Raw genomic sequence first — 13,910 nt, 5'->3', positions numbered from 1 at the left:
GGTGCGGGCACGGCGACCATGACATCGAGGGTGCATCGGACGGGTTCTCGTTGGGCCTCGAAGCTCGGTCTTTGGTCTCTCGTCGGCCTCGCGCTGGCGTCGCCCGCGGCGGCGGCCGTGTGCAGGTCGACCGATCGGGGCCGGGGTACCGACGTGGTGCTGCTCGCCGGACAGTCGAACATGGTCGGGTTCGGCCTCGGCTTCGACGCGATCCTCGACGGCACGCTCGATCCCCGCATCGTCCAATGGAGCCAGGCCGGCATCCGAGGCCGGATCGTGCCAGCGACCGATCCGCTCCTGCATCCCGGCCCGGCCTCGGGGCGGGTCGGCCTGGGGTTGAGCTTCGCCCGCGCCTACATCGCCGCGCGCCCGCCTGGCCGCCGCATCCTCCTCGTACCCGCGGCCGTCGGCGGGACCGGCTTCGCCAACGGCCACTGGAACCCCGGCGACGACCTGTTCGAGGGCGCTGTGCGGCGGACACGGGCCGCACTCGCCGCGGCGCCGAACGCGTGTCTCGCCGCGATTCTCTGGCATCAGGGCGAGGCCGACGCCGGCGCCTTGTCCGGTCCGGACTACGCCGCCCGGCTCGCCCGCACCGTCGCCGCGTTCCGCGCCCGCATCGGCGGCGCGCGCCAGGTGCCGTTCGTGACGGGCGGTTTCGAGCCGGACTGGGTGACGTCGAGCCCGGCACGGCTCGCGATCCTCGACGCGCTCGCGCACCTTGCCGACACCGTCGCGCTGACGATCAACGTTTCCGCGGACGGACTCGCCGGCAACCCGAACGACAGGATCCACTTCGATGCCGCCTCGCAGCGTATCCTCGGGCGGCGCTACTTCGAGGCCCTGCGTACGCTCAGCCCCGCACCGCACGCGGCGCGTCCCTGACCCTTACGCCTCGCCCGCCTCCGACCACGCGCGAAGCCGGTCGAGCCACGCGTCGGAGGCAAGCACGAGGATGCCGGGCAGCACGCTCACCGGGGTGACGCGCTCGGCCCGGTCGCGCTCGCCCAGCCGCAGGCCGCCGCGGCGGGCGACGAGACGGAGGATCTCGGTCAGCCGCGTCTCCTCCGGCGGGTCGCTGCGGGCTGCGGTGCGGATGCGCTCGGTGACGTCGTCGGTGGTGGCCTCGACCAGGCCGTCTGTGGAAACGCGGTGGTCGCGCAGGCCCTCCTCGTAGATCAGGCGCAACGCCAGCAGCACCAGGGTCTCGTCCTTGCGCAGGCGCTCGGCGACGATGTCGTGGCGCGGCCCGTCCGGCGCGAGGGTCAGCGAAACCATCTGGTCGCGGTGGGAAACGGTCAGCGCGTAGCCGAGGCAGGCGAAGTAGTCGGTGAAGAACGGCGCATAGTGCCGGGCGAGCTCGTAGCTGCGGCCGATGCCGGGGGTGTTCGAATAGATCACCTGGCCCTTCAGCAGCACCGCGAGCGCCCGGGTCAGCTCCTCCACGTCGGGCGCACGGGCGCCGGGCGGCGGCGTCTCCTCGCCGTCGACGATGGCGCGGAACGGCTCAAGCATGCCGATTCCCTGCGGGTCGGTCGCCCGCATGCCGATCGCTAGAGGTGCGGCGGATGACGAAGTCGGGGCAATCGAGCCACCCGTTCGAGAGACGCCCCTCCACCCGGGACACGGCGTAACGGACGCCGAGCGCGCCCTCGAACAGTACGTCGATCTCGCGCAGGCGCTGGAACACCACGAAGGTGTCGACGTCGGCCACCGCGATCGCCGAGCCGCGCAGAGTCCCGTCCAATCCGAGATGGCGGTCGAGGAAGGCGGTCATCGTTTCCGCCGTCACGGTGGTGCGCCGGCGGTAGGCGGCCTTCGCCTCGACGAAGGCCTCGATCGCCGGATTGATCTCGAAATCCGGCAGCGCCTCCAGCTCGATCGGCGCCTTGCGCCCGCGCGGGATCGACAGGTGCGGCGTGCCGATCGGCGGCCGCAGGAGCGAGATCGCCGGCGCCACGTCCGGCGCGCCCGCGGCCGCGCCGACCGCGCGGAGCGCCGCCGCGGTGCGCTCGATGCCCGCCGAATCCGGCCGGTCCATGTAGCGCACGGCGGCCGCGATCCGGCGTTCCATCCGCGCGACCACGTCGTCGACGGCGTCGAGGTGCCGGTCGAGTCCTTCGAAGATCGACAGGATCTGGGTGAGGTCGGCGCGCACCCCGCGCTCGGCGGTGCGCAGCTCCGCCGCCCGGCCCTCGCGCAGGATCGCCTCGGCCAGCGCCCGGATCAGCAGCGGGTCGCGAAGCGCGCGTCCGGCCTCCCGCACGATGGCCGAGCGGAAGCGGAACGGGTTGTAGCGGGTGTTCAGCGTCCGGTAGTCGCTGATCAGGTGGCGCTCGACGAAGTCCTCGAAGTAGAGGCGGAAGGCCGCGCGCATGTCCTCCTCGTAGAGGATGCGCTCCTCGATCTTGCGCATCGCGCCGGCCAGCCCCCGCACGTGGCCGAGGAAGGCCTGCGCCGCGCGCGCCGCATTGCCGAGCGCCTCCGAGCGGTCGGCCGGGTTGGCAATCGCACTCTCCAGGCTGCCGAGCACGTCGAGGATGGCGGCGCCGTAGGAGCGGGTCTCGCCGCGCTCCATCCGCGACAGCTCCTCGAGCAGGAGCCGCGCCTCCGGGTCGAAGTCGACCACCGGCACGTAGCGCTCGCGCCGCTCGATCAGCCAGCCGGTCTCGAGGAAGCGCCGAAAAAGGGCCGAGCGGCGCTCGATCGGATCGATGGGCACCGGCTCGTCGTCGGATTGCTGATCGAGCGCCCACTCGGCGGAGAAGTCGCCGATGGCGGCCAGCAGCTCCGCCTTGCGCACCGGGTCGGGGCTGGTGCCCATCACCTTCCGGTGCAGGTGCAGCAGCAGCGCCGCGTTGAACGCGCGGCTCGGCGAGGCCAGCGGCCGGAACAGGTCGTCGGGAAGCTGCGCGAACAGCATTCTGGGCCGACCTTTCCCGCCGCCGAGCCGTCTGCCTTACTTCGCGCCGAGCAGCTCGACGTCGAAGATCAGCGTCGCGCCGGGTGGGATGATGCCGCCGGCGCCGCGGGCGCCGTAGCCGAGCTCGGCCGGGATCACCAGGGTGCGCTTGCCGCCCTGCTTCATCGTGGCGACGCCGAGGTCCCAACCCTGGATCACCTGGCCGGCGCCGAGGGTGAAGGTGAAGGGCTGGTTGCGGTCCCGCGAGGAATCGAACTTCTTGCCCTTCTTGCCGGCGTCGTCGAGCCAGCCGGTGTACTGCACGGTCACCTTCTGGCCGGCCTTCGGCTCGGGGCCGGCGCCCACGACTTCATCCTGATACTTCAGGCCGGAGGGGAGGGTGGTGTAGTCGGCGTTGGCGGCAGCGGTCATGGCGATCAGCACGGCTCCGGCGATGGGGAGAATAAAGCGAGGCATCGTTCCTCCGTCGGGGCGAGCCTCTGGCGGGCCGCCCGTCGATGGGCCTCTTAACAGGTGGCGCGGGGCCGAGGCCAGCGGGAGCCGTTTCTCCAAGCCCAGCGCGGATCGAAGTCGCGGAACGCGGCGTGCGAGACGGCGGACGCGATCCGTAGCCCGAACTTGTACAGCCCCGGTTGACGGGGAGCCGGCCTTCGCCGTCCATGCCACCTTCACCATGACGGCTCGGAGCGACGATGCGCTTGGATCAAACGGACGGAACGAAGGCCACCACCGATCGGACATCGCCCCGGGGGCGTCGCGCGGTGGCCGCGATGGCGCTGCTGACGTTCGCGACGGCGGCCGAGCCCGCCAGCGCCGCCTCCGTCGCACCGGCGGTCGCCGAGCACGGCATGGTCGTCACCGCGCAGCACCTCGCGACGCAGGTCGGCGTCGACGTGCTGAAGCGCGGCGGCAACGCCATCGATGCGGCGGTCGCCGTCGGCTACGCGCTGGCGGTGGTCTACCCGGCCGCTGGCAACCTCGGCGGCGGCGGCTTCATGACCGTTCAGCTCGCCGACGGGCGCCGGACCTTCCTCGACTTCCGCGAGAAGGCGCCGCTGGCCGCGACCCGCGACATGTACCTCGACAAGGACGGCAACGTCATCAAGGGCTTGAGCGTCAGCGGTCCGCTCGCCGTCGCGGTGCCCGGCACCGTCTCGGGCCTGGAGACGGCGCGCGAGAAGTACGGGACGATGTCGCGGGCCGACCTGATCGCGCCGGCCATCGCCTACGCCGAGGGCGGCTTCGTGCTCAAGCAGGGCGATGCCGACATGTTCGCGATCGCGAGCCCCGACCTGCGCAAGGACCCGGCCTCCGCCGCGATCTTCCTCGATGCGGGCGCGTCGTTCCAGGCGGGCGGAAAGCTGGTGCAGCCGGACCTCGCGGGTACGCTGCGCGCCATCGCCGAGCAAGGTCCGGCGGGCTTCTACGCGGGCCGCGTAGGCGACGCGATCGTCGCCTCGAGCCAGGCCGGCAAGGGGCTCATCGTCCAGGCCGACCTCGACCGCTACCGCACCCGCGAGATGGCGCCGGTGGAATGCGACTATCGCTGCTATCGCGTGATCTCGGCGCCGCCGCCGAGCTCGGGCGGCGTCGTCATCTGCGAGATGCTGAACATCCTCGAAGGCTATCCCCTCGGGGAACTCGGCTGGGGCTCCGCGCAGGCGATCCACTACGAGATCGAGGCGATGCGCCACGCCTACGTCGACCGCAACAGCTACCTCGGCGACCCAGACTTCGTCGACAACCCGACGCGGCGCCTCACCGACAAGGCCTACGCCGCCACCATCCGCGCCGCGATCGACCCGGCCAAGGCCGGGGTGTCGAGCGCGCTAAGGCCGGGCGTCGCCCCGCACGAGGGCAGCAACACGACGCATTATTCGATCGTCGACGGCGCCGGAAACGCCGTGTCGGTGACCTACACCCTCAACGACTGGTTCGGCGCACGCATCACCGTGCCGGGCACCGGCGTGCTGCTCAACGACGAGATGGACGACTTCACCGCCAAGGTCGGGGTGCCCAACATCTACGGCCTGGTGCAGGGCAAGGCCAACGCCATCGCGCCTGGCAAGACGCCGCTCAGCTCGATGAGCCCGACCATCGTCTCGAAGGACGGCAAGCCGGTCCTCGTCACCGGGACGCCGGGCGGCAGCCGCATCCCGACGGTCGTGCTGCAAAGCATCCTCAACGTCGTCGATTACGGCATGAACGTGCAGGAGGCCGCCGACGCGCCCCGCATCCACAACCAGTGGATGCCGGACGTGACCAACGTGGAGCGGTTCGCGCTCTCGCCGGACACCCGCAAGATCCTGGAGGGCATGGGCCACCACTTCGCCGGCTCGCAGCCGGCCAACCACCTCGCTACGATCCTGATCGGCGCGCCGGTGCTGGGCGGCAAGGCCGTCGGGGCGAACCGGTTCTACGGGGCGAACGACCCGCGGCGGAACACGGGGTTGGCGTTGGGCTACTGATTGGGCGTCCGTTTTTGCAGGCTTCGATGGGCGAGCAGCGATGAATCCCGCCGTCCCGCCCGCGCTGACCAAAAAACGAGTCGTCGTTTTCACGCCTTGTGCGTTCCTGGGTGATGGAACCGACACGGGACGATTTGGACGCGCGCGTCTCGCGCTTCTCCGAGAAACTGCCCGATCCCTTGCGGCGCATGGTCGATTGGCTGCGCGAGCCGTCGCGGGTGTGGCTGCGGGTCGGGGCCGCGCTGCTGTTCATCCTCGGCGGGATCTTCTCGATCCTGCCGGTGCTGGGCTTGTGGATGCTGCCGCTCGGCCTCGCGCTGCTTGCACAGGACGTGCCCGGGCTGAAGGTGCCGCTCGAAAGGTCCGCCCGCTGGATCGAGGCGACCTGGGCCGACCTCGTCGCGTGGTGGCGCCGTCGGAAGCGATAAGAGGGGACGACCTGGCGAGCGGCCGCCGCGCTTAGACATCGCGCCGGCCGCGGGTTAGGAGGATCGCATCCCCAGCCGAGGCTCCATGAGTAAGCCGAAACCCCTGACCAGCGCGATCCTCGACCCGGAGAAGCGGGCCGACGACGTCGATCAGACCATCCGTCCGCTGAGCCTGTCCGAGTTCATCGGCCAGCGGGCGGCGCGCGCCAACATGGAGGTCTTCATCCAGGCCGCGAAGATGACCGGCCAGGCGCTCGACCACGTCCTGTTCGTCGGGCCGCCGGGCCTGGGCAAGACCACGCTGGCGCAGATCGTCGCGCGCGAGCTCGGGGTGAACTTCCGCTCGACGTCGGGGCCGGTGATCGCCAAGGCCGGAGACCTCGCGGCCCAGCTCACCAACCTCGAAGAGCGCGACGTGCTCTTCATCGACGAGATCCACCGTCTCAACCCGGCTGTGGAGGAGATCCTCTATCCCGCGATGGAGGATTACCAGCTCGACCTGATCATCGGCGAGGGGCCGGCCGCCCGCTCCGTGAAGATCGAGCTGCCGAAGTTCACGCTGGTGGGCGCCACCACCCGCGCCGGCCTGCTGACGACGCCGCTGCGCGACCGCTTCGGCATTCCGATCCGGCTCGAGTTCTACGACATCGACGAGCTTCAGCTCATCGTCTCCCGCGGTGCGCGCGTGCTCGGGCTCGGCATGTCGGACGACGGCGCCAACGAGATCGCGCGACGCGCCCGCGGCACGCCGCGCATCGCCGGCCGCCTGCTGCGCCGGGTGCGCGACTTCGCCGTGGTCGCCGAGGCGCCGACCGTGACGCGCGCGATCGCAGACAGGGCGCTGAAGCTGCTCGACGTCGACCCGGTCGGCCTCGACGTGATGGACCGCAAGTACCTGACCCTGCTGGCGGTCTCGTTCGGCGGCAACCCCGTGGGGATCGAGACCATCGCCGCCGCGCTTTCCGAGCCCCGCGATGCGATCGAGGACATCATCGAACCCTACCTGCTCCAGCAGGGCTTCGTGCAGCGCACGCCACGCGGACGGGTGCTGACCCGGCGCGCCTTCGAGCACATGGGGTTTCCCGTGCCGAAGCGTGATCCGATCACCCAGGTCGGCCTCTTCACCGACGCCGAGCCCGAGGCGTAGGGTTTTCCTCCGCGCTTGCGCGACCGCCGTGCGGTTTGCCGGGAACTGAGACCATCCAGCAGAGGGCTCGCATGTCGTCTACCACTCGCAGCTATGCATTGAATGCATTGAATCAGGTAGGTAGGGCAAGCAGGCGAAGCCCCCGGTTCTCGCATAAGTCATCCTGTTAGAACGATTAATCAGGGTTCCGCCACTCCTCTCACAAGCTCGCGAACGGCGAACTCTGTAGGCTGATATGCGTCGCAAGCTTGGCTTTAAGCTTCGCAGGTGCGGAACAGGCGAACACGCAGGTTGTTGTGCCGGCAATCGCCCTGGCGCCTCGACGTGCCGGCGAACCACAAAAAGGATCGTCATCCTATGAAGCGTACCGCCACCCTCGCCGTGCTCGGCCTCTCGCTCGCCGCGCTGACCGCCCCCGCATTCGCGCAGGACGCCCTTCCGATCCGCGTCTCGCCGTTCGAGCGCGGCGTCGGCGCCGCCGGCACCGACACCCCCGAGTTCCGCGCCGAGGCGCTTCGCTCGGACGCCGTCAGCATCGAGTCGAGCCGCATCGCCCTGGAGCGTTCGCGCAACCCTCGGGTCCGCAACTACGCCAACCGCGTGATCACCGAGCGTGAGGCCACCACCAAGGCGCTGCTGCCCGAGGGCACGTCGCTGAGCAGCGGCGGCACCGTCGTCTCCGATCGCCAGGGCTTCGACACCCGCATCGACAACCCGGTCGGCCTCGTGCTCGCCCCGGTGACCATCGCCGCCAACCTCGGCACCAGCATCGTCGGCGGCGTGCTCGGCGGCGTCGGCATCATCGACAACAGCCCGACCGAGCCCGGTCGCCGCGTCGCGATCGGCCCGAACGGCCAGAACCGGATCGAGCGCCTGAAGTCGGCCCGCAACGGCCGTGACTTCGACCGCACCTACATCGACCAGCAGGCCCGCTCGGACGCCCGCACCCTGGCACTCTACGAGACCTACTCGCGCAACGGCGACAACGCCGCAGGCCGCCAGTTCGCCAATGAGGCGCTGCCCTACATCGCCGACGAGCACGGCCACTCGGCCACCCTCGCCAACCGCATCGGCGGGTGATTTCTTTTTAGATTGCCGAATGAAAGGGCCGCCCCGGGAGGGGCGGCCTTTTCCATGTCTGAAGTTGCAACGCTGCGATCACTTCGTTGCGCACTCCGTGTCGGCTCCGGCCGGGGCGGATTGCGTTCGGAGTCGACCAGGCAAACCGCGCCGGCGGCAAAGGTTAAATCCGTGTGAACGCAACGCACGGCGACCAGATCGGAGAGCTTGCAAGCAGAGCCAGCCCCAAACCGGGACATGAAGTTCCGCAAATTGGAAACCCGACCTTTACCTTAACGGGGGCATAGTCTGCCTGTCAGTCGCGTAACCGGTGTTTGCCATGGCTTCCCCGCGTACCGTGGTTGCCGACGCCGCCGCCCGGAAACTTGTCTCGCGTACCGGGCGCGCTTCGTCGGCACCACGGATGGGTCTCGTACCCGCCGTCCAGCGCCTTCCCCTCGACGAGATCCTCGTCGGCGACTGCATCGAGGCGATGAACCGCCTGCCGGCATCCTCTGTCGATTGCGTCTTCGCGGACCCGCCCTACAACCTGCAGCTCGGCGACGCCTCGCTGATGCGGCCGGACCAGAGCCGGGTCGACGCCGTCGACGACGACTGGGACAAGTTTGCAAGCTTCGCCAGCTACGACAGCTTCACCCGCGATTGGCTCACCGCCTGCCGCCGGGTGATGAAGCCGAACGCCACCCTGTGGGTCATCGGCTCGTACCACAACATCTTCCGCGTCGGCAGCGCGCTGCAGGATCTTGGTTTCTGGATCCTCAACGACATCGTCTGGCGCAAGGCCAACCCGATGCCGAACTTCCGCGGCAAGCGCTTCACCAACGCGCACGAGACCCTGATCTGGGCCTCCCGCTCCGCCGAATCGAAAGGCTACACCTTCCACTACGACGCGCTCAAAGGGGGGAACGAAGACCTCCAGATGCGCTCGGACTGGTTCATTCCGCTCTGCACCGGGGACGAGCGCCTCAAGGGTGCCGACGGCAACAAGGTCCACCCGACCCAGAAGCCCGAGGCGCTGCTGGCGCGCACGCTGCTCTCGGCGACTAACCCCGGCGACGTGGTGCTCGACCCGTTCTTCGGCACCGGCACCACCGGCGCCGTGGCCAAGCTGCTAGGCCGCCGCTTCATCGGCTGCGAGCGCGAAGAGGTCTACGCGGAGGCCGCGCGTCGGCGCATCGACGCGGTCGTGCCGCTGTCGCGGGCTGCGCTCCTCGTCGCGCCGACCAAGCGCGCCGAGCCGCGGGTGCCGTTCCTCTCCGTGGTCGAGGCCGGGCACCTCAAGGCCGGCGACGTGCTCACCGACGAGCGCCGCCGCTTCAAGGCGACCGTGCGTCCGGACGGCCAGCTCGACGTCGGCGTCGCCATCGGCTCGATCCACAAGGTCGGGGCCCTGGTCCAGGGCCTGCCCGCCTGCAACGGCTGGACGTTCTGGCACGCCGAGCGCGCCGGTAAGCTCGTGGTCATCGACACCTACCGCGCGAAGCTGCGCGCGGTGATGGGCGCGGCAGGCTGAACCACCCGCGCCTGGCGCCCACCACTCATCGTCGTCTTGTCAGTTAAGCCCGCAGTCGCACGCCCCTTCCTCGAACGGCGGGGGCGTCCGACTGCGCTGGCGTCGAACGACGCACAAGCCTGCTCGAACGACTTCCGCACATTGGAAAGCACACGAAAAAGCCGCCCGAAGGCGGCTTGATCCGTTCGTCACGGTGATGCGGCGCTTACGCCCGCATGCGGGTCCGGATCTCGCCGAGGCTGGAACGCACCAGCGCCTGGGCGGCGTCGCCCTGCATGCGCTCGCGCAGGATCGTCTCGGAGACCTTCACCGCGGCGTCGGCCGCGGCGGCGCGGACTTCGGCCTGGGCCTTCGCCTCGGCCTGGGCGATCTTGGTCTCGGCCGACTTGGTGCGGCGGGCGATGAAGTCGTCGAGGCGCTGGCGGCCTTCGGCTGCGGCGCGCTCGGCTTCCTCGCGGGCGCTCGAGATGATCGTCTCGGCCTCGCGCTCCGCTTCCGTGCGGCGACGCTTGTAGTCGGCGAGCACGGCGGCCGCCTCCTCGCGCAGGCGCTTGGCCTCGTCGAGCTCGTGGCGGACGCGGGTGGCGCGGCCGTCGAGGCCCTTGGTCATGATCCCGAAGCCGCCGACCTTCCAGACGATCGCCATGAAAATGACGAACGCGACGGCAACCCAGAATTCCGCTGTCATCAACATGATGGGTTCTTCCGTCTCAGTGCGCGGTCGCGGTGGAATCGAGGGCGCGGTCGAGGCTGGCCTGGTCCGGCGCCTGGCCCGTCAGCCGCTCGACGATCGCCGAGGCGGTCTCGCTGGCGATGGAGCGCACGTTACCCATGGCTTCCTGGGTCCGGCTCTGGATCGTCGCCTCGGAGGCTGCGATCTTCTGGTTGAGCTCGGCCTCGAGCGCCTTTCGCTTGGTCTCGGCGGCGGCGGCAAGGTCGTTGCGGGTGCCCTGGGCGATCTCGCGGGCCTTGCCCTGCGCGTCGCGCAGCGACTTGGCGTAGGCCTCGCCGGCGGCGTCGGCCTCGGCCTTCATCGCCTGCGCCTGGTCGAGGTCGGCGGCGAGTCGCGCGGAGCGGTCGTGCAGGATGCCCTGGATGCGCGGGAGGGCGATGTTGGCCATCAGCCAGTAGAGCAGGCCGAAGGCGAGGGCGAGCCAGATCAGCTGCGCCAGGAAGGTGTGGGTCTCGAAGGGCGGGAACGCAGCGGAATGCACCGGCTCCGGGGCGCCGGCCGGCACCATGTGGACGTCGGAACCGGGAGGCGGTGTGGTGAGGGAATTCGGCTGCGCCATGGCCCCGTCCGTATGACCTTGGAAGAAATCGAGCGCTCGCGCGACGGGCGGAGCGCTCACCGGTGATCGGCCGCCGCGGCCTGGAACGGCGCGGCGGCGATGTCGACGTCGATCAGACGGCGAACAGCAGGAGCAGGGCGATCAGCAGCGAGAAGATGCCGAGCGCTTCCGTCAGCGCGAAGCCGAGGAGCAGCGTAGCGCGCTGGCCGTCGGCGGCCGAGGGGTTGCGAAGGGCGCCCGCCAGGAACTGGCCGAACAGATTTCCGAGGCCGATGCCCGCGCCGGCCATGCCGAGGCAAGCGAGGCCGGCGCCGATGTACTTCGCAGCGACGGGATCCATAGAAAACTCCTGAAGTGTCTAGAAACGAGTGCGTCGTTTGCCGCGGGTGGAGCCGGCCGTTAGTGGCCGGGGTGAAGCGCGTCGTTGAGGTAGATCGCCGTCAGCGTCGCGAAGACGTAGGCCTGAAGCGCCGCAACGAGGAATTCGAGGGCCGTCAGCGCGATCGTCAGGAACAGCGGGAGGGGCGATAGCACGCTCCATGCGCCTGCGGAAAGCAGCCCGACGACGAAGAATGCGAAGATCTTCATCGCGATGTGCCCGGCGAGCACGTTGGCGAACAGACGCACCGACAAGCTGATCGGCCGCGAGATGAACGAGATCACCTCGATCGGCACCAGAAGCGCCAGCAGCGGCTTCGGAACGCCCTGCGGCACGAACAGGCCGAAGAAGTGGGCGCCGTGCTTCATCACGCCGTAGATCACCACGACCGAGATCACCAGGGCCGCGAGGCCGAAGGTGACGACGAGGTGGCTCGTCACCGCGAAGGCGTAGGGGATCATGCCGAACAGGTTGAGGATCAGCACGAACATGAACAGCGAGAACACCAGCGGCATGAAGCGCTTGCCGCCGTCGCCGGTGGCCTGGTGCAGGGTGTCGGCGATGAACTCGTAGAAGATCTCAGCCAGCGACTGCATCCTGCCCGGCACCACCGAGCGGCTGGAGGTCGCGACGATCGTCAGGAGCGCGATGACGCCGACGGCGGCGAACATGTACAGCGCCGACTGGGTGAACGCGAGTTCCTGATGGCCGAGATGCCCGAAGGGCAGAATCGACTTGAGCTCGAACTGATGGATCGGATCCGGTCGCAAGGCGACGGAGTGCCCCGGGTCGATGCTGGCCGCCATGCCGTCTTCCGCCCTCACGTTTCGCTGCCGGCGGCCCGCATGGCCGAACCCGGTCGTTGGTCACAAGACACCGGTCGCCCTCACGGATCCCGTGGGGTGTCCCGTCCGGAACGGGCCCCGGCGAAACCGGACGCCCGCATCACGTTGAAGACGCCGGCGACGAACCCCAGCATCAGGAAGACGATCAGTCCCCAGGGCTTCGTCCCGAGCATCCGATCGAAGATCCAGCCGAGTACCCCGCCCGCGATCACGCCGGCGACGAACTCAGTGGAGATCGTCATGGCCTGCCCGAGGGCGGAGGGATTTCCGGACGACCCTGAACGCGACGGATGAGCGGGAGGGGCCGGGGGCCGCTTCCGTTCGATCTGCGTCTCGAGACGTCGGAGCCTCGCCGAGAGTTCGCTGTCGGGCGGCACGGGCCGTCCGGTCCCACCCTCCTCCCTTGCGTCGTTGCCGCTCACAGCGAAAACTCACATTGGCGAGAGGAACGAAACCGGGCGGATTGCCTCCTTGAAGCGCGGCGCACCTTAGTTTCGGCGCCCCAGGGTGTCAAGGCTCGAAAGGCCGAGCTTAAATCATTCTCGGCATTGAGGAATTCCGGCCCAAGCCCGCACGCGCGCAAGCCGTCGCGCGCAGGCCGGCCGGAACCCCCTCACGCGCCGAGGATCGGCTTGATGATCTTCTCGATTCCATCGACCGTCATCTCGCCGGTGTAACGCTCGCCGTTGATGAAGAAGGTCGGCGTCGAATCGACCTTGAAGGTCTCGAGCCCGCGTTGCTTCACGCCGTTCACGGCGGCGTAAAGCTTCTGGTCCTTGAGGCAGGTCTCGAACTTGTCCTTCGAGATCCCGGCCTGCTTCAGCATCTGCTCCAGGGCGTCGACGGGCTTCGGCGTGAAGGCCCAGGCCGGCTGCTGGTCGAAGAGCAGGTCGGTGATCGGGTAGTACTTCGCGTCGCCGTCGCAGCGCGCCAGCATGAAGGCGGCGGTGGCGAGGGGATCGAGGGGGAATTCCCGTAGCGTGAACCGTACCTTGCCGGTGTCGATGTAGCGCTCCTTGAGGGTCGGGTAGGTTGCCTTGTGGAAGGCGGCGCAGTGCGAGCAGGTCATCGATGCGTACTCGATGATCGTCACCTTCGCGTCCTTCGGCCCGAGCCAGACGTCGCCCAGCGGACCCGGCTGCATCAGCCCGTCGACCGGCACGCTCTCGGCGAACGCGGCCGCCGACAGCTTCGGCAGGATGAGGGCGGCGCCGATGGCGAGGCCCGTGGCTTTCAAAGCGTCGCGCCGGGTGATCATGGCCGTGCCTGCCTTCCGCGTTCCGTCCTGTCGACTTCTCGGGATGCGGTAACCGCGCCGGCGCACCCTGGCAAGGCGCCTAGCGCCGGGGCGAGGTCGCCACGACGGCGAGCCCGAGGCGGTCGAGGGCATCGCGTAGGCCGTCGTGCTCGATGGCGGAGACCGCCTGCGCGATCTCGCCGCGCCGGCCCGGATCCACCGTCGGTTCCGGTGCGCGCCGGGCGACGCGCCCGACCCGGTCCTGCTGCAGCACGATGCGGCCGACGCAGGCCCAGCCGTAATGGGCGTTGATCCGCTGGATCACCACCGGCGCCAGATGCTGCAGCTCGATCGCGAACACGCCCTCGACCCGCACCACCAGCGTGCCCGAATCGGGCGCGTCCTCGGTCCGGCGCTTGCGCTTGGGCCATTCGAGCTTCGAGGGCCTACAGAACTTCGCTAGGCGCTCGCCGACGATGTCCGGCCACGCCGCGAGGATGTCGGTCGAGGCGAAGCCCTGCGCCGCGAAGGCCGGGCCGATGCAGCCCTCGATCAGTTCGGCCAGCGGTTTGACGCGCGCCATGCTTGTGGAAGATCC

At 69.3% G+C, this 13,910-nt stretch carries 16 protein-coding genes; 6 read left to right on the top strand and 10 right to left on the bottom strand.

Features of this window, described 5'->3' with window-relative positions; translation table 11 throughout:
* Window positions 1–156 precede the first annotated feature (156 nt).
* Window positions 157–885, top strand: coding sequence for a sialate O-acetylesterase (locus tag FV229_RS03490; protein ID WP_187275046.1), 729 nt, complete (start codon window positions 157–159; stop codon window positions 883–885).
* 3 nt (window positions 886–888) lie between these two features.
* Here FV229_RS03490 and FV229_RS03485 read toward each other — a convergent pair whose 3' ends face one another.
* The 3 genes from FV229_RS03485 to FV229_RS03475 are packed head-to-tail and all read right to left on the bottom strand — an operon-like array spanning window position 889 to window position 3,379.
* Window positions 889–1,515 carry a DUF4194 domain-containing protein gene (locus tag FV229_RS03485; RefSeq protein ID WP_147750611.1) on the bottom strand — a complete coding sequence of 209 codons (627 nt, stop codon included), beginning with the start codon at window positions 1,513–1,515 and terminating at the stop codon, window positions 889–891.
* Window positions 1,508–2,923, bottom strand: a complete 1,416-nt coding sequence (locus tag FV229_RS03480; RefSeq protein WP_147750610.1) for a Wadjet anti-phage system protein JetA family protein — start codon at window positions 2,921–2,923, stop codon at window positions 1,508–1,510. The genes FV229_RS03485 and FV229_RS03480 overlap by 8 nt, the downstream gene beginning before the upstream one ends.
* Before the next feature lie 36 nt (window positions 2,924–2,959).
* Window positions 2,960–3,379 (bottom strand): FKBP-type peptidyl-prolyl cis-trans isomerase, encoded by a 420-nt coding sequence (locus tag FV229_RS03475; protein WP_147750609.1) that lies wholly within the window; start codon window positions 3,377–3,379, stop codon window positions 2,960–2,962.
* 314 nt (window positions 3,380–3,693) lie between these two features.
* Between FV229_RS03475 and ggt the strand changes: the two genes are divergently transcribed.
* The 5 genes from ggt (at window position 3,694) to FV229_RS03450 (ending at window position 9,559) form a co-directional block, all read left to right on the top strand.
* Window positions 3,694–5,391 carry a gamma-glutamyltransferase gene (gene ggt / locus FV229_RS03470; protein ID WP_210246580.1) on the top strand — a complete coding sequence of 566 codons (1,698 nt, stop codon included), beginning with the start codon at window positions 3,694–3,696 and terminating at the stop codon, window positions 5,389–5,391.
* Between the two features lie 113 nt (window positions 5,392–5,504).
* Window positions 5,505–5,819 carry a hypothetical protein gene (locus FV229_RS03465; protein ID WP_147750607.1) on the top strand — a complete coding sequence of 105 codons (315 nt, stop codon included), beginning with the start codon at window positions 5,505–5,507 and terminating at the stop codon, window positions 5,817–5,819.
* A gap of 85 nt (window positions 5,820–5,904) precedes the next feature.
* Complete coding sequence (gene ruvB / locus FV229_RS03460) at window positions 5,905–6,966, top strand: Holliday junction branch migration DNA helicase RuvB (RefSeq protein WP_147750606.1); 1,062 nt, start codon at window positions 5,905–5,907, stop codon at window positions 6,964–6,966.
* A gap of 357 nt (window positions 6,967–7,323) precedes the next feature.
* The gene (locus FV229_RS03455) at window positions 7,324–8,046 is read left to right on the top strand and encodes a DUF4142 domain-containing protein (RefSeq protein ID WP_147750605.1); all 723 of its coding nucleotides are present in this window, start codon (window positions 7,324–7,326) and stop codon (window positions 8,044–8,046) included.
* Window positions 8,047–8,365: 319 nt separating this feature from the next.
* Complete coding sequence (locus FV229_RS03450; protein ID WP_147750604.1) at window positions 8,366–9,559, top strand: site-specific DNA-methyltransferase; 1,194 nt, start codon at window positions 8,366–8,368, stop codon at window positions 9,557–9,559.
* 205 nt (window positions 9,560–9,764) lie between these two features.
* Here FV229_RS03450 and FV229_RS03445 read toward each other — a convergent pair whose 3' ends face one another.
* From FV229_RS03445 to FV229_RS03415, 7 genes are all read right to left on the bottom strand, one after another.
* Entirely contained in the window at window positions 9,765–10,250 is a 486-nt protein-coding gene (locus FV229_RS03445; RefSeq protein WP_187275048.1) for an ATP F0F1 synthase subunit B, read from the bottom strand.
* A gap of 19 nt (window positions 10,251–10,269) precedes the next feature.
* Window positions 10,270–10,800 (bottom strand): F0F1 ATP synthase subunit B', encoded by a 531-nt coding sequence (locus FV229_RS03440; RefSeq protein ID WP_238270850.1) that lies wholly within the window; start codon window positions 10,798–10,800, stop codon window positions 10,270–10,272.
* 163 nt (window positions 10,801–10,963) lie between these two features.
* Window positions 10,964–11,191, bottom strand: a complete 228-nt coding sequence (locus FV229_RS03435; RefSeq protein WP_007566773.1) for a F0F1 ATP synthase subunit C — start codon at window positions 11,189–11,191, stop codon at window positions 10,964–10,966.
* A gap of 59 nt (window positions 11,192–11,250) precedes the next feature.
* On the bottom strand, window positions 11,251–12,036 hold the full coding sequence (locus tag FV229_RS03430) for a F0F1 ATP synthase subunit A (protein WP_147750601.1): 786 nt from the start codon (window positions 12,034–12,036) through the stop codon (window positions 11,251–11,253).
* 80 nt (window positions 12,037–12,116) lie between these two features.
* Window positions 12,117–12,497, bottom strand: coding sequence for an AtpZ/AtpI family protein (locus FV229_RS03425; RefSeq protein ID WP_147750600.1), 381 nt, complete (start codon window positions 12,495–12,497; stop codon window positions 12,117–12,119).
* 191 nt (window positions 12,498–12,688) lie between these two features.
* Window positions 12,689–13,333, bottom strand: coding sequence for a DsbA family protein (locus FV229_RS03420; RefSeq protein ID WP_147750599.1), 645 nt, complete (start codon window positions 13,331–13,333; stop codon window positions 12,689–12,691).
* Window positions 13,334–13,412: 79 nt separating this feature from the next.
* Window positions 13,413–13,895 (bottom strand): DciA family protein, encoded by a 483-nt coding sequence (locus FV229_RS03415; RefSeq protein WP_147750598.1) that lies wholly within the window; start codon window positions 13,893–13,895, stop codon window positions 13,413–13,415.
* Window positions 13,896–13,910 lie beyond the last annotated feature (15 nt).

This window comes from Methylobacterium sp. WL120 (assembly GCF_008039465.1).
Lineage (GTDB): Bacteria > Pseudomonadota > Alphaproteobacteria > Rhizobiales > Beijerinckiaceae > Methylobacterium > Methylobacterium cerastii.
This window is presented reverse-complemented; position numbering and strand designations above follow the sequence as displayed.